The sequence below is a fragment of the Micromonospora sp. NPDC002575 genome (assembly GCF_042889525.1).
GTDB lineage: Bacteria > Actinomycetota > Actinomycetes > Mycobacteriales > Micromonosporaceae > Micromonospora > Micromonospora carbonacea.
This window is the reverse complement of the sequence record NZ_JBIARA010000003.1, coordinates 226,040-242,717: the sequence shown is the minus strand read 5'-3', so window position 1 is coordinate 242,717 and position 16,678 is coordinate 226,040. Positions and strand designations below refer to the sequence as shown.

14 protein-coding genes are annotated in these 16,678 nt (G+C 76.0%); 11 read left to right on the top strand and 3 right to left on the bottom strand.

Annotated features, from left to right (window positions below; genetic code table 11):
* Nucleotides 1–44: 44 nt before the first annotated feature.
* Nucleotides 45–1,589 carry a M4 family metallopeptidase gene (locus ACFYWL_RS06665; RefSeq protein ID WP_386968285.1) on the bottom strand — a complete coding sequence of 515 codons (1,545 nt, stop codon included), beginning with the start codon at nt 1,587–1,589 and terminating at the stop codon, nt 45–47.
* Between the two features lie 381 nt (nt 1,590–1,970).
* Between ACFYWL_RS06665 and ACFYWL_RS06660 the strand changes: the two genes are divergently transcribed.
* The 9 genes from ACFYWL_RS06660 to ACFYWL_RS06620 all read left to right on the top strand — a co-directional run bounded on the left by ACFYWL_RS06660 (nt 1,971) and on the right by ACFYWL_RS06620 (nt 12,975).
* Nucleotides 1,971–3,725: an ATP-binding protein gene (locus ACFYWL_RS06660; RefSeq protein WP_386968781.1), complete on the top strand. Its 1,755-nt coding sequence runs from the start codon at nt 1,971–1,973 to the stop codon at nt 3,723–3,725.
* A 12-nt stretch (nt 3,726–3,737) separates the two neighbouring features.
* Nucleotides 3,738–4,886 carry an exonuclease SbcCD subunit D gene (locus ACFYWL_RS06655; protein ID WP_386968282.1) on the top strand — a complete coding sequence of 383 codons (1,149 nt, stop codon included), beginning with the start codon at nt 3,738–3,740 and terminating at the stop codon, nt 4,884–4,886.
* Nucleotides 4,886–7,360: an AAA family ATPase gene (locus ACFYWL_RS06650; protein ID WP_386968280.1), complete on the top strand. Its 2,475-nt coding sequence runs from the start codon at nt 4,886–4,888 to the stop codon at nt 7,358–7,360. Before ACFYWL_RS06655 ends, ACFYWL_RS06650 begins: the two co-directional genes overlap by 1 nt.
* A gap of 86 nt (nt 7,361–7,446) precedes the next feature.
* Complete coding sequence (locus ACFYWL_RS06645) at nt 7,447–8,400, top strand: hypothetical protein (RefSeq protein WP_386968779.1); 954 nt, start codon at nt 7,447–7,449, stop codon at nt 8,398–8,400.
* Nucleotides 8,400–9,257: a spermidine synthase gene (locus ACFYWL_RS06640; RefSeq protein WP_386968277.1), complete on the top strand. Its 858-nt coding sequence runs from the start codon at nt 8,400–8,402 to the stop codon at nt 9,255–9,257. Before ACFYWL_RS06645 ends, ACFYWL_RS06640 begins: the two co-directional genes overlap by 1 nt.
* A gap of 84 nt (nt 9,258–9,341) precedes the next feature.
* Nucleotides 9,342–10,040: a sigma-70 family RNA polymerase sigma factor gene (locus ACFYWL_RS06635; RefSeq protein ID WP_386968274.1), complete on the top strand. Its 699-nt coding sequence runs from the start codon at nt 9,342–9,344 to the stop codon at nt 10,038–10,040.
* Complete coding sequence (locus ACFYWL_RS06630) at nt 10,037–10,822, top strand: anti-sigma factor family protein (RefSeq protein ID WP_386968271.1); 786 nt, start codon at nt 10,037–10,039, stop codon at nt 10,820–10,822. Before ACFYWL_RS06635 ends, ACFYWL_RS06630 begins: the two co-directional genes overlap by 4 nt.
* A 207-nt stretch (nt 10,823–11,029) precedes the next feature.
* Nucleotides 11,030–11,689 (top strand): hypothetical protein, encoded by a 660-nt coding sequence (locus ACFYWL_RS06625; RefSeq protein ID WP_386968268.1) that lies wholly within the window; start codon nt 11,030–11,032, stop codon nt 11,687–11,689.
* 368 nt (nt 11,690–12,057) lie between these two features.
* Complete coding sequence (locus ACFYWL_RS06620; protein ID WP_386968266.1) at nt 12,058–12,975, top strand: DNA-3-methyladenine glycosylase family protein; 918 nt, start codon at nt 12,058–12,060, stop codon at nt 12,973–12,975.
* Nucleotides 12,976–12,996: 21 nt separating this feature from the next.
* Here ACFYWL_RS06620 and ACFYWL_RS06615 read toward each other — a convergent pair whose 3' ends face one another.
* Together ACFYWL_RS06615 and ACFYWL_RS06610 are read right to left on the bottom strand one after the other, a co-directional pair.
* On the bottom strand, nt 12,997–13,506 hold the full coding sequence (locus ACFYWL_RS06615) for a DUF1990 family protein (RefSeq protein ID WP_386968263.1): 510 nt from the start codon (nt 13,504–13,506) through the stop codon (nt 12,997–12,999).
* Between the two features lie 59 nt (nt 13,507–13,565).
* Nucleotides 13,566–13,778 carry a hypothetical protein gene (locus ACFYWL_RS06610; RefSeq protein ID WP_229404206.1) on the bottom strand — a complete coding sequence of 71 codons (213 nt, stop codon included), beginning with the start codon at nt 13,776–13,778 and terminating at the stop codon, nt 13,566–13,568.
* A 135-nt stretch (nt 13,779–13,913) separates the two neighbouring features.
* Here ACFYWL_RS06610 and ACFYWL_RS06605 point away from each other — a divergent pair, with 135 nt between their 5' ends.
* On the top strand, nt 13,914–15,026 hold the full coding sequence (locus ACFYWL_RS06605; RefSeq protein WP_386968776.1) for an ATP-dependent DNA ligase: 1,113 nt from the start codon (nt 13,914–13,916) through the stop codon (nt 15,024–15,026).
* A 69-nt stretch (nt 15,027–15,095) separates the two neighbouring features.
* Entirely contained in the window at nt 15,096–16,658 is a 1,563-nt protein-coding gene (locus ACFYWL_RS06600; protein WP_386968774.1) for an alpha/beta hydrolase, read from the top strand.
* Nucleotides 16,659–16,678 lie beyond the last annotated feature (20 nt).

Sequence of the window (16,678 nt, the reverse complement as noted above, 5' to 3'; positions counted from 1 at the left end):
TCCGGTACGGCGGGGACGTCGCCGCCCCCGCCGTACCGGGTGGGTCAGGCGACCTTCACGGCCGTCCAGGCGGCGGCGACGGTCCGGTACTCGACGCTGCTGGCGCCGTACAGGTCGGCGGCGGCCGACAGGGTGGCGGCGCGGGCCCCCGAGTAGTTGGTGCGCGAGGTCATGTAGGTGGTCAGCGCGCGGTACCAGATCGCGCCGGCCTTGGCGTTGCCGATGCCGGTGATGGTGCTGCCGTCACAGGTGGGGCTGTTGCCGTACGCAGACGCGCCGCTGCCGACGGCGAGCAGGTAGAAGAAGTGGTTGGCCACGCCGGAGGAGTAGTGCACGTCCTTGAAGCGCAGGAGGCTGGACCAGCAGTCGGCCGAGGAGCCGTCCTTCGAGGGCTTGTCCATGTAGCGCAGCGGCGTGCTGCGCAGCTTCTCGCCGATGAGGTAGTCGCCGGGGTCGCTGGCGTTGGCGGCGGAGAACTCCACGAGGGTGCCGAAGATGTCGCTGGTGGCCTCGTTGAGGCCGCCGGACTCACCGCTGTAGACCAGGCCGGCGGTGTTGCTGGTGACGCCGTGGGTCATCTCGTGGCCGGCGACGTCCAGGGAGGTCAGCGGGGCGAAGCCGGAGCCGCCGTCGCCGTAGGTCATGCAGAAGCAGGAGTCGCTCCAGAACGCGTTGGCGTAGTTGTTGCTGTAGTGCACCCGGCTGTAGGCGGCGACGCCGTCGTTGCGGATGCCGTTGCGGCCGAACGTGTTCTTGTAGTAGTCCCAGGTGACGGCCGCCCCGTAGTGGGCGTCGGCGGCGGCGGTCTGCCGGTTGGCCGTGGTGCCGTCGCCGAAGACGTTGCTGGCGCTGGCGACAAGGGCGCCGGTGCCGCTGGTGGAGCCGTTCAGGTCGTACGTCTTGTGGCCGCCCCGGGCGCCGTCGGTGAGCTGGTACGTGCTGCCGGAGGCGGTGGTGCCCAGCGGCACGGTGCCGGAGTGGAGGGTGTTGCCGGTGCCCTCGCGCTGCACGCCCTCCCAGGAGCCGCGGACCCCGCCGGTGGCGGCGTCGACAAGCACGTGCAGCTCGCTGGGGGTGCCGTCGGCGTACACGCCGCCGACGACCACCTCGTAGGCGAGGGCCGTGTGCGCGCCGTCGGCGTCGTACACGAGCTGGGCGCCGTCGACGCGGCGGGCGGTGGCGGTGGAGGCGGCCAGGGCGGCGCGGCCGGCGGCGGCCTCGCCGACGGCGGGCTGCGCGGCGCGGGCGGCGCGGCGCGGGGCGGCCGTGAGCGTCTGGCTGGCGCCGCGCCAGGCGCCGCCCTTGCCGAGGTGCACGACCAGGTCGCCGCCGAGCACGGGCAGCCCGTCGAGGTAGCGGTGCAGCCGGACGTGCTCGGTGCCGTCGGCGTCGGTCGCGACGTTCTTCAGCGTGAAGCTCTGCCCGTCGCCGGCGAGCGCGTCGGCGGCGTGGGACTTCAGCTGGGCGACGGCGCGGGTGAACGCGTCGGCGGAGGGGGCGGCGGCCGGGGCGGCGACGGCCGCGCCGGGCACGGCGGTGGCCAGCAGCGCGGCCGAGGCCAGGCCCGCCAGGACAGTGGTACGACGCATGAGGCTCCTGCCTTCGATCGACGGCCGGTCGGAAGGGGGTGCCGACCGGCGGTGACCCGGCGGTGGTGGCCGCCGGGCCGGCCCACGGCCCGCAGGTGGCGGGCCGCAGGGGCACCCCGAAACATCGACGGAACGAAGATCCTCGATGGGTGCCGGTGCCATTGTTGCGCCGAGCAACCGCTTTCTGTCACCTCCGCGGCGAGAAGTTTTGCGACACCGTGCGCGTTCGGAGGAATGCGACGAGTGATCGCGTACCGGGCGAGAGGTGGCGTCCGCCGCGTCGCGTGGCAACCTGTCACATCCCTGCGGCAGGATGCTCCTCGTGTGCCGTGACCGAGACGACCAGCTGACGGGAGCGGGCCGATGACCGAGAGCCTGCCGATCACCGACGACGGGTCCGCCGGCCCCGGCGAGGGGGTCGGCCGGGTGCTCGGCACCGCCGACGCCACCCCGCTGACGTTCTGGACGGCCGTGGCCCCGGGCAGCTACCTCCAGCTCGACGACGTGGTGGTGACCCGCCGCGAGATGCCCGACCGCGAGCCGGTGACCATCGCCGGGGTGGTGACCCAGGTGCGGGCGCGGCACGAGGGCGCCCAGTTCGACTCGGACGTCTTCGCCATCGCCGACGGCACCCTGCCGGCGATGGTGCAGGAGGCCGCCGAGATCACCACCACCCGGGTCGACCCGGAGGTCTACGTTCCGCCCACGCCCGGTGCCGTGGTGCACCGGGCCGAGGGCGACGCGCGGGCCCGCGCGCTGCACTTCGACCGGATGGAGCGGCGCATCCCGATGGGCATGGGCCGCGACGGGGTGCCGGTCTACCTCAACGCCGACTTCCTCGACGGCACCCGGGGCGCGCACGTCTCCATCTCCGGCATCTCCGGGGTCGCCACCAAGACCAGCTTCGCCACGTTCCTGCTCTACTCCGTCTTCCGCTCCGGGGTGCTCGGCGGCGACGCGGTCAACGCCAAGGCGCTGATCTTCAACGTCAAGGGCGAGGACCTGCTGTTCCTCGACCACCCCAACACCCGCCTCGACGACGCCACCCGCGCCGGCTACGCCCGGCTCGGGCTCAGCGCCGGGGCGTTCCCCGACGTGCGGGTCTACGCCCCGCCCCGGGTCGGCGACTCCTCCGGCACCCCCGACGTGAGCAGCCGGCTGACCGGGGTGGACAGCTTCTACTGGACGCTGAGCGAGTTCTGCGCCGACCGCCTCCTGCCGTACGTCTTCGCCGACGCCGACGACGAGCGGCAGCAGTACACGATGGTCGTCCACTCGGTCGCCGCCCACCTGGCCCGCCACGCGCAGCCCGCCGACGGCGGGGTGAGCGTCGACGGGGTGCGCCTCGGCTCCTACACCGACCTGGTCGACCACATCGTCGAGCAGCTCAACGACGACGAGACCCGGGGCGACTGGGCCGGCAGCGCCGTGGGGCTGGGCACGGTCAACGCGTTCGCCCGCCGGCTGATCGGCAGCAAGAAGGACCTGGGCCGGCTGATCCGGGGCGACCTGGCCACCCGCCGCCCGCACAGCATCAACACCAGCGAGTCCGCGCAGGTGACCGTGGTCGACCTGCACAACCTGCCCGACCGGGCGCAGCGGTTCGTGGTCGGCGTGACGCTCAAGAGCGAGTTCGAGCGCAAGGAGAAGGCGGGCACGGCCAAGCCGCTGCTCTTCGTCGTCCTCGACGAGCTCAACAAGTACGCCCCCCGCGAGGGCTCCTCCCCCATCAAGGAGGTGCTGCTCGACATCGCCGAGCGGGGCCGCTCGCTCGGCGTGATCCTGGTCGGCGCGCAGCAGACCGCGAGCGAGGTGGAGCGGCGCATCGTCACCAACTCGGCGATCCGGGTCGTCGGCCGGCTCGACCCGGCCGAGGCGTCCCGCCCGGAGTACGGCTTCCTGCCGCCCGCCCAGCGGCAGCGGGCGCTGCTGGCCAAGCCGGGCACGATGTTCGTCAACCAGCCCGACATCCCGGTCCCGCTCTGCCTGGAGTTCCCCTTCCCCGCGTGGGCCACCCGCGTCTCCGAGGCCGGTCGGGCGCCCTCGGAGACGCTACGGTCGATCACGGGGGCGGCCGACCCGTTCGCGGTGGTCGGCTCCGGCGGCGGCACGAGCGACGACGACATCCCGTTCTAGGGGGCACCGGTCATGAAGATCCTGCACACCTCGGACTGGCACGTCGGCAAGGTGCTCAAGGGACAGTCCCGGGCCGAGGAGCACAAGCAGGTCCTCGCCGGGGTGATCGAGGTCGCCCACGCCGAGCGCCCCGACCTGGTGATCGTCGCCGGCGACCTCTACGACACGGCCGCGCCCACCCCGGAGGCGACCCGGCTGGTCACCCGGGCGCTGACCGCGCTGCGCCGCACCGGCGCCGACGTGGTGGCCATCGGCGGCAACCACGACAACGGGCAGGCCCTCGACGCGCTGCGGCCGTGGGCCGAGGCCGCCGGCATCACCCTGCGCGGCGGGGTGCGGGAGAACCCCGACGAGCACGTGATCGACGGCACGACGGCCGGCGGGGAACGCTGGCGGGTGGCCGCGCTGCCGTTCCTGTCCCAGCGCTACGCGGTGCGGGCCGTGGAGATGTACGAGCTGACCGCCGCCGAGGCCGTGCAGACGTACGCCGACCACCTGGGCCGGGTGCTCGGCCGGCTCACCGAGGGCTTCGACGAGCCCGACCGGGTGCACCTGGTCACCGCCCACCTCACCGTGGTCGGGGCGGCCACCGGCGGCGGGGAGCGCGACGCGCACACCGTCCTGGGCTACGCGGTGCCGGCGACGGTGTTCCCGGGCACCGCCCACTACGTGGCGCTGGGTCACCTGCACCGGTCGCAGCGGGTGTCCGGGCCCTGCCCGATCCGCTACAGCGGCAGCCCGCTCGCCGTCGACTTCGGCGAGCAGGAGAACGTCCCGTCGGTGACGGTCGTCGAGGTGACCGCGACCAGCGCGGCGCGCATCCGGGAGGTGCCGGTGCCGGCGGCGGTGCCGCTGCGCACGGTGCGGGGCACCCTGGCGCAGCTCGCCGAGACCGCCCCGCCGGAGGGCTGGCTGCGGGTGTTCGTCCGCGAGCAGCCCCGGGCCGGGCTGCGGGAGGAGGTGCAGGAGCTGCTGCCCCGCGCCCTGGAGATCCGGATCGACCCGGAGCTGATGCCGGCCCCCGGCAGCGGCGCCCGCACCGCCCAGCGGGCCGGCCGCTCGCCCCGGGAGCTGTTCGCCGACTACCTCGACAGCCGGGGGCACGACGACGCCGACGTCCGGGAGCTGTTCGACGAGCTGTTCGAGGAGGTGGACCGCTGATGCGCCCGATGCGGCTGGACATGGCGGGCTTCACCGTCTTCCGCGACGAGACCACCGTCGACTTCACCGACGCCGACTTCTTCGCCCTCGTCGGCCCGACCGGCTCCGGCAAGTCCACGGTGCTGGACGCCATCTGCTTCGCCCTCTACGGCACGGTGCCCCGCTGGGGCGGGACGCGGGGGCTGGGCAACGCGCTCGCCCCGTCCGCCACCGAGGCGCGGGTGCGGCTGGTCTTCGAGTCCGCCGGGGACCGCTACGTGGCGACCCGGGTGGTGCGCCGCGACGGCCGGGGCAACGTCAAGACCGCCAACGCCGGTTTGCAGCTCATGCCGGCCGGATTCGACGTGACCAAACTGGACACCGGGCTCAGCCCGGAGGACCTGGGCGAGGTGGTGGCCGGCACCCCGGCCGAGATGGACCGGGCGGTGCTGGAGGCGGTGGGGCTGCCGTACGAGCAGTTCACCAGCTGCGTGGTGCTGCCGCAGGGGCAGTTCGCCGACTTCCTGCACGCCAGGCCGGCGACCCGGCAGCAGATCCTGGTGAACCTGCTCGGCCTCGGCGTCTACGAGGAGGTGCAGCGGCGGGCCACCGAGCGGGCCGGGCAGGCCGAGGCGCGGCTGGAGGCGGTCGACCGGGTCCTCGGCGGGCTCGCCGACGTCGACGACGCGGCGCTGGCCGAGGCGCAGGAGCAGATCGGGCGGGCGCACGAGCTGGCCGGGGCGGTCGCGGCGGCCGTACCGGAACGGGATTCGGCCCGGGCGGCGGCGCGGGACGCGCACGCGGCGCTGGCGGCCCTCGACGCCGAGCTGGCCGTGCTCGACGCGGTGCGCGCCCCCGGCGGGATGGCCGAGGTGGCCCGGGCGGTGGCCGACGCGCGGGCCGGCGTCGGCGAGGCCGCGGGCGCGGTGGCGCTGGCCGAGGAACGCGAGGAGAAGCTGCGCGGCGAGCTGGCCGGCGCGGGCGACGAGAGCGCGCTGCGGCTGCTGCTGAAGGCGCACGCCGACCGGGACCGGCTCGCCGGGCAGGCCGGGTCGGTGGCCACGGCGGTGACGGCCGCGCAGGCCGAGCACGACGCGGCGGTCGCCGCGCTGGACGCGGCGCGGGCGGCGGCGCAGCGGGCCGAGGCGGAGCTGGAGGCGGCGTTCCGGGCGCACGAGGAGGCCAAGGCCACCGACCAGGCGGTGGCGCTGCGGGCGCACCTGGTCGACGGGGCGGCCTGCCCCGTCTGCGAGCAGGTGGTGCCCCGGGTGCCGGCGGTGCCGGCCGGTTCGGCGGTGGCGCGGGCCACGGCCGCCGGGAAGGCGGCGCGGGCGGCCGTGCAGGCGGCCCAGCGGGTGGTGCAGGAGCGCGACGCGGCGGCCCGGGACGTGGAGCGGGTGCTGCTGCGGGCCCGCGCCGAGCACGACCAGTTGCGGGGCCGGCTGGCCGAGCTGGACGACCAGCTCGCCGGCGCCGCCACCCCGGCGGCGCTGCGGCACGACCTGGCCGAGCACGCCCGGCTGCGCAAGGCCCTCGACGACGCGGCGGGCGCGGTGCGGGCGGGGCGCGACGCCGCCCGGCGGGCCCGGGGGGCCCTCGACGCGGCCGAGGAGCGGCTGCGCGGCGCGTGGCGGGACTTCGACGCGACCCGCGACGGGCTGGCCCGGTTCGGCCCGCCGGCCGCCGACCGGGACGACGTCGCCGCGGCCTGGGCGGCGCTGACGGAATGGGCCGGCGGGGAGGCGGCCCGGCGGCGCGCGGACCGGCCGGGGCTGGCCGAGGCGGTCGCCGGGGCGGAGGCCGCCGTGGCGGCCGTGCAGGAGCGGATCGCGGGGGTCTTCGCCGCCGCCGGGCTGGCCGCCACCGACGACCCGGTGCGGGCGGCCACCGTCGCCGTGGAGCGCGCCGAGGCCGCCCACCGGCGGCTGGTGGAGCGCCGCGAGCAGGCCGCCGAGCTGCGCGAGCAGCGGGCCGGGCACGAGCGGCAGGCTCGGGTGGCCCGGGCGCTGGCCGGGCACCTGCGGGCCAACAACTTCGAGCGCTGGCTGCTGGCCGAGGCGCTGGACCTGCTGGTCGACGGCGCGTCGGGCATCCTGCGCGAGCTGTCGGGCGGCCAGTACGACCTGGTGCACGACAAGGGCGAGTTCTTCGTCGTCGACCACCACGACGCCGGGCTGCGGCGCGGGGTGCGCACGCTCAGCGGCGGGGAGACGTTCCAGGCGTCGCTGGCGCTGGCGCTGGCGCTGTCGGAGCAGCTCGCCGGGTTGTCCACCACGGCGGCGAGCCTGGAGTCGATCGTGCTCGACGAGGGGTTCGGCACGCTGGACGCGGCGACCCTGGACACGGTGGCGGCCACACTGGAGAGCCTGGCCGCCCGGGGCGACCGGATGGTCGGCGTGGTCACCCACGTGCCGGCGCTGGCCGAACGCATCCCGGTCCGGTTCGAGGTCCGCAAGGACGCCCGCACCGCCCGGGTGGAACGGACCGGCCTGTGACGGGGCCGGGCGGGGGCGGCCCGACCGGCTGGGGGCCGGGCGGGGCGGGGCCGGGCGGGGTCGCCCCGGTGGGCGAGGCGCCGGAGCTGTTCGTCGACGCCTGGGATCCGGGCTACGGCGCGTCCTTCGAGGCGGCGCCGGGCGGGCCGGCCACGCCGAGCCGCCAGCAGGTCGACGCCGAGGTGGAGCTGCCGGCGGTGGACTGGCGGGCCATCGACGTCCGGCCCGGCGTCCGGGCCCCGGACGTGGTGCTGCTGGTCGACGGCGTACGCCGGATCGACGCCAGCGTGTGGACGGCGGAGGCCGACGGCGCGTCGTTCCCGGGCGTGGCCGCCTCGTACGCCGCCGGGGTGGTCCGCTGCGACCTGGAGCGCGGCGCGGCGCGGCTCGCCGGTGCCCAGGTGCGGCGGGGCCTGTTCACGGCCAGCCCGTCGGCCCGGGAGGTGCGCGCCGGCACGGTGCGCTACCCGGTGCACCGGGTCGGCGGCACCGGCGAGCTCAACAAGCTCCAGGCGGCCGTGCAGGGGCCGCTGACCGCGCTGGAGGTGGAGGTCTCCGGGGCGGCCCGGGTCGACGGGGACCTGCTGGTCGTCGACGGCCCGCTGCGCAGCCGCCGGCAGTTGCCCCGCACCCTGGGTTACGTCAAGACCCAGCACAGCCAGTACCTCGACGCCCGGCTGACGGCCGTGGTGACCGGGCTGCGGCCCGGCCAGCGGTCACCGGTGTTCCGGCTCGTCACCGCCTGGGGCGGCTACTCGTGGTATCTGCGGCTGCCCGGCTCCGGTGGCGCGCCGTGGGCGGGCATCGTGCGGGTGGAGTGCTCGGCCGAGCTGGCCGAGTCCGAGGCGTTCGCGCTGGCCGACCTGTCGCTGGTCACGCTGCCCCGGTTCGCGTCCACCCCGTACAAGGACCCGCGCGCCCCGCAGAACCTCGTCCCGATCGCCGGCCTGGAGCGCCGCCTGCGGGCGTTGCTCGGCGACGCCCGCCTGCTGCACCGGGCGCTGACCGCCGCGGCCCGGGGCCGCGGCCCCCGCGTCTGATGGGCCGCCGCCGGGGCACGGGCCGGGTGACCGCGCGGGTCGACACCGGCGAGGCCGAGCTGGTCCCGGACGCCGACCGGCCGCGGTCGTTCACCCTGCTGCTCGACGGCGCGCCGCAGTCGCACGTGGACCTCGCCGATCCCACCCACCTGGAGTTCGAGTACGTCCGGCGGCTCGCCGCCGCCCTCGACCTGATCGCACCGGCGGGCGCGCCGCTGCGGGTGCTGCACCTCGGCGGCGGGGCGCTGACCCTGCCCCGGTACGTGCAGGCCACCCGCCCCGGCTCCACCCAGCGGGTGTCCGAGGTGGACGCCGCCCTGGTCGACCTGGTGCGCCGGGAGCTGCCCTGGCCGGCCGACCCCCGGCTGCGGGTGCGGGTCGCCGACGCGCGGGCCACACTGGAGTCCACCCGCGACGCCGGCTACGACGTGGTGGTCGCCGACGTCTTCGCGGGCGCCCGCACCCCGGCGCACCTGACCAGCGTGGAGTACGCGGCCGAGGTGGCCCGGGTGCTGGCCCCGGGCGGCTGGTACCTGGCCAACGTGGCCGACGGGCCGCCGCTGCGGCACGCCCGCGCGCAGGTGGCCACGGTGCGTGCGGTGCTGCCCCGGGCCTGCCTGGTCGGCGACGCGGCGGTGCTGCGCGGCCGGCGCTACGGCAACCTGGTGCTGGTCGCCGGCCGGGTGGACCCGCCGGTGCCGGCGCTGACCCGGCGGGCGGCCGGGGACTGGTTCCCGGGCCGGGTGCTGGCCGGCGACGAGCTGGACCGGTTCGCCGGCGGGGCCGCCGTGGTGCGCGATGCCGACGCCACCGACTCCACTCCGCCCCCGCCGGGAATTTTTTCGGTACGCCGTTGATCCGCTGGGCCGTCCGGTGCGTATCACCGGGCGGCCATGCCCGGTGGGGGTCGGGCTGATGTCATCGGACACCCGGAGGTCTGCATGCATGCGGTGGCGGCCGGCTGGCACGGCGACGCGGTCAGGGTGGACTGGATGTCCGCCCGCGCACAGCCGCAGTCCCGCTCGTCCAGGTCGACCCGGGGGGTCGACGTTCGCCCCGCCGATGGCCAGAATGGCCCGGTGTCTCCGCGATCGGCACCCGGGCGGCACCAGGCCGTGTCCACTGAGGCCAGCCACTCCGACCAGTTGATCCGGCTGCTCTACGCGGAGCACGCCGGGCCGCTGCTGGCGTTCGTGATGCGGCTCACCGGCGGGGACCGGCAGCGCGCCGAGGACATCGTGCAGGAGACGCTGCTGCGGGCCTGGCGCAACGCCCACCGCCTCGGCGCGCAGGGGCAGGGCTCGCTGCGGCCCTGGCTGGTGACGGTGGCCCGGCGGATCGCCATCGACGAGCACCGCAGTGAGCAGGCCCGCCCGGCGGAGACGTACGACCGGGACCTGACGGCCTTCGCCGAGTCGGACAGCACCGACCGGGTGCTGCGCACCATGACGGTGGCCGACGCGCTGCGTACGCTGAGTCAGTCGCACCGGGAGATCCTGGTGGCGACGTACTTCCGGGGCCGGACGGTGCCGGAGGCGGCGGAGGAGCTGGGCCTGCCGCTCGGCACCGCCAAGTCGCGGGTCTACTACGCCCTGCGCGCGCTGCGCACGGCCCTGCAGGAGAGGGGGGTGACGGAATGAGCCGGGCAGATCACATGGACGTCGCCGCGTACGCGCTGGGCGTGCTGGACGAGCACGACACCGAGCGGTTCGAGGAGCACCTCGCCACATGCTGGGCGTGCGCCGCGGAGCTGGAGACGATGGTTCCCGTGGTGGGGCTGCTCTCCGACATCGACGGCGAGACGATGACGGCCCTGGAGCAGACCGCCACCGACCCGGCCCTGCTGGACCGGACGCTTGTCGCGGTGCGGGCGCACCGGCGGCGGACCCGGTTGCGGCAGGTGCTGGCCAGCGCCGCGGCCGTGGTGGTGTTCGGCGGGCTCACCGGCGTCGGCATCGCCAGCGTCGCCGGCGGCGACGCCCCGCCGCGGATCGGCGCGCAGCCGACGGTGTCCGCGCCGGTCGAGGGCACGCCGAGCCCGGGCAGGAGCACCGACCCGAACGACCCGGGCACCGGCGGCAACGAGCAGGAGGGCGAGCCGTTCACGGCCGTCGACGCGTCCACCGGCGTGCAGCTCAACATGTGGCTGATCTCGAAGGACTTCGGCACCCGGATCGACTTCCAGCTCAAGCGGCTGCCGGGGCCGCGCACCTGCCGGCTGATGGTGGTGCGCAAGAACGGCACGACCGAGGTCCTGTCGACCTGGTCGGTGCCCGGGGGCGGCTACGGCACCACCACCAATCCGCTGCCGCTGGAGCTGAGCGGGGCCACCTCCGTGCCGAAGGACGACATCGCCAAGCTGATGGTGCAGTCGGTGGACGCCAGCGGGGTGGCCAGCCCGCTCGTGCAGGTGCCGATGTAGCACGCGTACCCGAATCGGCGTCGGTCGCTGTCGCGGCCGGCGCCGATTCGGCGTGCCCGCAGTTCGCCGGAGGGGTTGTCCGGCGGTACGCGCGGCGGCCGAAAATGGTTCAACCGAGATAAGTGAAATTGACCACTGTTATTCCTTCAACCTTGACAGCCGGCCGGCCCGTACCAATCGGCGAACTGCAAAGAATGAGGAGGGCACGTGGCACAGCTGAAGCGCACCGTCATCGTCGCAAGCGCCATGGTCGCACTTACGGCCTGCGCTCCCGCAGGCTACAACGGAGCGAACTCGAGCGCGGCCGAGCCGGTCGCCGTGGCCGCGGCCGAGCCCACCGCGGCAGTGGAACCGGAGGCTTCGGCCTCCCCCGACGCGGCGGCCACCACCGCGGCCCCGGACGCCGCGCCGCCGGCCGACGTCGAGCTGACCGACCAGCTCGTCGGCAAGAAGGTGGCCCGGATGGGCAAGGTGGTCACCGACGAGGAGGGCTGGGTCCTCTACCGGTTCGACAAGGACTCCGACGACCCGCCCGCGTCCAACTGCGTGGACAAGTGCGCCGAGGTGTGGCCGCCCGCGCTGACCGACGGCAGCCCGCAGCTCAGCGGCGTCTCCGACGACAAGGTCGGCACCATCACCCGGCAGGACGGCACCCGGCAGATCACCCTGGGCGGCTGGCCGCTGTACCGCTACATCGGCGACAAGAAGCCGGGCCAGTGGAAGGGCCAGGGCGTCGGCGGCACCTGGTTCGTCGCCCAGCCCGACGGCAAGAAGAACCTCGAATGCCTGCCGACCGGCACCCCGAAGGCGGTCGCCCCGCCGTCGTCCAGCGACGCGGGCGCGGCGGACTCCGGCTACTCGTACTGACCGACCCGGTGGTCGGTCGCGGCCGGGGAGGGCACGACCGACCACCGCCGTGAACCGGACCGGCGTACCGGCAACGCCGCGTCCCGGCCGCGGCGCCGGCCCCCGAAGAGGATGGGCCGGCGCCGCGATCCGCCGGACCTTTCGGAGCGGAGGAGGGCGGCGGGCGCGCTGACGCCAGCAACCGCGCCCGCCGAGGTCCCCCCACCCCGCGCCCCACGGCCGGTTCCGGCCGCTCCGCTCCGGCAAGGAGGCACCGCCGACGTTCCCCACGTCGGCGGTGCCGCTCCTTGCGGCCGTGCGCTCCCCCGCAGCTCGCCCGGCGGGGACCGCCGCGGCTCGCCCGGCGGGGACCGTGGCAGAGTGACGGCGTGAGCGAACCCTCCGCCCGCCGGGCGCTGCGCCCGCCCGCCGGCTACCGGCTGGCCGCGTCGGTGCGGGCGCTCACCTTCAGCACCTACGACCCGTGCGCCCGGATCGCCGCCGGCACGTTCTGGTGGGCGGCCCGCACCCCCGCCGGCCCCGCCACCCTCGCGCTGCGCCCGGCCGGCGCCGGAGAACTGCTCGCCGAGGGGTACGGCCCGGGGGCCGACTGGGTCGTCGAGCGCGCCGACGCCGTCGCCGGGCTCCGCGACGACCTCACCGGGTTCGCCGAGCGGGCCGCCGCGCACCCGGTGGTGGCCCGGCTCGCCGCGCGGCACTCCGGGCTGCGGATGCCGGCCACCGGCCAGGTCTTCGCCCGGGCGCTGCGGGCGATCCTGGAGCAGAAGGTCACCGGCACGGAGGCATACCGGGCGTACGCGGCGATCGTGCGCCACTTCGGCGAGCCCGCGCCGGGGCCGATGCAGCCGCTGCTGCTGCCGCCCGACCCGGCGGCGGTGGCCGCCGCGCCGTACTGGGCGTTCCACCCGTTCGGAGTGGAGCAGAAGCGCGCCGACACGCTGCGCCGGGCCGCCGCCGAGGCCGGGCGGCTGGAACGCTGCGCCGACGCCGCCGAGGCGACCCGCCGGCTGACCGCCATCGGCGGCATCGGCGCGTGGACGGCCGCCGAGGTGGTGCGGATCGCGTACGGCGACCCGGACGCGGTAAGCGTCGGCGACTACCACGTGCCCCACACGGTGGCCTGGGCCCTGGCCGGCGAGCCGCGCGGCGACGACGCCCGGATGCTGGCGCTGCTGGAGCCGTTCCGGGGGCACCGGGGGCGGGTCTGCCTGCTGCTCGCCGCCGAGGGCGTGCAGGCCCCGAGGTACGGCCCGAGGATGCCGATCCGCTCCTTCGCCCGGTACTGACCGCCGGACCGGGCCGCGCCGTCAGGCGGCGGGGCGGGCGCACAGGCGGCGCAGGGTGCGGCCCAGCCACCAGGCGTACCCCCGCTGGAAGGCCCGGCCGGCGGGCCCGGCCGCGCGCATGAACCAGCGGTCCGGCCGGCTGAACGCGCGCACCTCGAAAAAGACGGCCCCGGCGTCGTCGCGCTCCACCACGAACGCCTCCTCGCCCCGCGCCGGGTGGCCGGGCAGCGTGCCGTACCCGAAGCCGGCCCGGCGGTCGTCGTCGGCCGCCCAGACCACCGCGCACGGCGCGGCCAGCCGCAGCGGGCCGACGCCCAGCCGGGAGACGACGATGACCCCGGGGGCGGCGTGGGGCGCGGTCGCGTCGATCCGGACGCCGGCGGCCCGGTGCAGCCGCCAGCCCAGCACCGCCGCGCCGGCCGCGTCGAAGGACCCGGCGGGCAGCGGCACCCGGTGCCGGACGTGCCGCCACCCGGCCGGCAGCTCGCCGCCGCGGGTCGCGCCGGCGTGCGGGTAGGTCAGCTCGGGCACGGCGGCGGCCTCCTCGCGTGGGACACCCGCCAGGGTACGGCCGTGGGGCGCGCCGGCGCTCAGGCGGCCTCGTGGAGGTCGGCCAGGGTGAGCGGGGTGCGGCGGCGCAGCAGCTCCTCCAGCTCGGCGACCGTGCCCACCTCGCCGAGGACGTCCTTGCCGCCGCCGAACCGGGCCGGGTAACGGCGCACCAGGCGGTACCGGTACCGCCCGTGGATCAGCTCGACGCTGACCCGCCAGCGCCCGCAGCACCCGCAGACCCACTCCCGCACCCGGCGAAGGTAGCCCCGAGCTGGCCGAACGCCATCCGGTCGCGCGGGCGGGGACGGGACGTGCGGGGACACGCCGCCCCACCACCGCCGGTGATCCGCCTCACGACTGTCGGTGGTGTCTGGTTGACTGTCGCCGTGGACCTGCCGATCAACCCGCCGGTCGAACCGATGCTGGCCAAGGCCGTCTCCCGGCTGCCCACCGACCCCGGCACGACGTACGAGCCGAAGTGGGACGGCTTCCGCTGCATCGTGTTCCGCGACGGCGACGAGGTGGAGCTGGCCAGCCGGGGCGGCAAGACGATGACGCGCTACTTCCCCGAGGTGGTCGAGCAGGCCCTGCGGCAGCTCCCCGAGCGCTGCGCCGTCGACGGCGAGCTGATCGTGATCCGCCGGGACGGCCCGGGCGGGCAGCCCCGGCTCGACTTCGAGCTGCTCGCCCAGCGCATCCACCCCGCCGCGTCCCGGGTGAAGCTGCTGGCCGAGACGACCCCCGCCGACTTCGTCGCCTTCGACCTGCTGGCCGTCGACGACGAGCTGCTGACCGACCAGCCCTACCCGCAGCGCCGGGCCCGGCTGGAGCGGGCCCTGGCCGGGGTGCGCCCGCCGGTGCACGTCACCCAGGTCACCACCGACCCGGCCACGGCCCGCCGCTGGTTCGACGTGTTCGAGGGCGCCGGGCTCGACGGGCTGATCGCCAAGCCGGCCGACCTGCCCTACGAGCCGGGCAAGCGGCTGATGGCCAAGGTCAAGCACAACCGCACCGCCGACGTGGTGGTGGCCGGGTTCCGCTGGCACAAGACCGGCCCGGTGGTCGGCTCGCTGCTGCTCGGCCTCTACGACGACGACGGCGTGCTGCACCACATCGGGGTCAGCTCGTCGTTCACCGCCGCCCGCCGCAGGGAGCTGCTGGACGAGCTGGCCCCCTACCGGGAGGTCGGCCCCGACCACCCGTGGGTGCACGGCGACCACGAGCGCGGCCAGCGCATCCCGGGCGGGGTGAGCCGGTGGACGGGCACGAAGAACCTGGAGTGGGAGCCGCTGCGCCCGGAGCTGGTGGCCGAGGTGGGCTACGACGCGATGGAGGGCGACCGGCTGCGGCACACCGCCCGGTTCGTCCGCTGGCGGCCCGACCGCGACCCCCGGTCCTGCGGCTACGACCAGCTCGACCGCCCGATCCGCTACGACGTCGACCAGGTCCTGCGCGGCGATCCGGCGGCGACGGCCGAGCCCACGCCGGGCCGGGCGTAGCCTGGGGCGTCGACAGGATCAGTCGACACGAGCACGAGAGGCGCGCCGGTGACCCGCATTCCCGACCGGATCCGCCGGGCCCGGCTGACCCTCGCCGGGCTCGTCGCCGCGGCCGTGGTCGTCGCCGGCTGCACGCTGCCCGCGTTCGCCCCGCGCACCGAGAGCGCGGGCGAGGCCGCCCCGCCGGGCACCGCCCCGACCTGGCGGGCCTGCCCCGAGGTCGCCGACGACCTGGTGGGCCGGCGCGCGCCCGACATGCGCTACGAGTGCGCCCGCATCGCCGTGCCGCGCAACTGGGGCTCCGGCGGCGGCGCGACGGCCGGGCCGGGCACCGGGCAGACCTTCGAGATCGCCCTGCTGCGGGCCCGCTCGACGAAGCAGCGCGGCCGGATCGGCTCCCTGGTGATCAACCCGGGCGGCCCGGGCGGCTCCGGCGTGGACACCGCCGTCTACCTCTCCTTCGGCCCGGCGTTCGGCGGCCTGCCCCCGTCGGTCACCGAACGCTTCGACATCGTCGGCTTCGACCCGCGCGGGGTGGCCCGGTCCAGCCCCGTGAAGTGCATCTCCGACGCCGACCTCGACGCCAGCTTCGGCTACGACCCCGACCCGGAGTCCGTGGCGTCCTTCGACGGGTTCGTGGCGCTCAACGAGCGGATCGGGCGCGGCTGCGGCGACAAGTACGGCGACCAGCTCCCGCTCTACGGCACCGAGCAGGCCGCCCGCGACATGGACGCGGTGCGCGCGGCGGTCGGCGACGAGAAGCTGACCTACCTCGGCTACTCCTACGGCACCCTCCTCGGCGCGACGTACGCGCAACTCTACCCGCAGCGGGTGCGGGCCCTGGTGCTCGACGGCGCGGTCGACCCGACGCAGGACCTGGTGGCCGGCTCGGAGGGCCAGGCGAAGGGCTTCGAGCGGGCGTTCGCCAACTTCACCCGGTGGTGCGCGGCCAACGCCGGGCGCTGCCCGCTCGCCCCGGACGCCCGGGCGGCGGTCACCTCGGCGATCGACAAGGCGAAGGTCTCCCCGGTCAGGGCGGCCGACGGCCGGGAGGCCACCGCCGGCTGGGTCTTCTACGCGGTCATCTCCTCGCTCTACACGGAGTCGGGCTGGCAGGAGCTGGCCCACGCCATCGAGCGGCTGGACGGCGGCGACCCGGGCGAGGTGTTCCGGCTGGCCGACGCGTACGCCGGCCGCGACGCCGACGGGAAATACTCGAACCTCTTCGACGCCAACCTCGCGGTCAACTGCACCGACGAGACCGCGAAGCCCAGCGTGCAGCGCATCCGCGAGCTCCAGTCGCAGTGGCGGCAGACCTACCCGCTGTTCGGGCCGGCGCTCGCCGTCGGCATGCTCGGCTGCGCCGAGTGGCCCGGCGCGCGGGACCCGTACCCGACGGGGAAGGCGGTCGGCGCGCCGCCGATCGTGGTGGTGGGCACCACCGGCGACCCGGCGACGCCCTACGAGCAGACGGCGACGCTGGCCTCGATGCTGGGCGTGGGCCGGGTGCTGACCTGGGAGGGCGAGGGGCACACGGCGTACCCGCAGACGCGCTGCGTGACCGAGGCGGTGGACGCGTACCTGATCTCGCTGACGGTGCCCCGGGAGGGGCTGCGCTGCCCGGCCCGGTGACGGCAGCGTGCCCGGCCTAC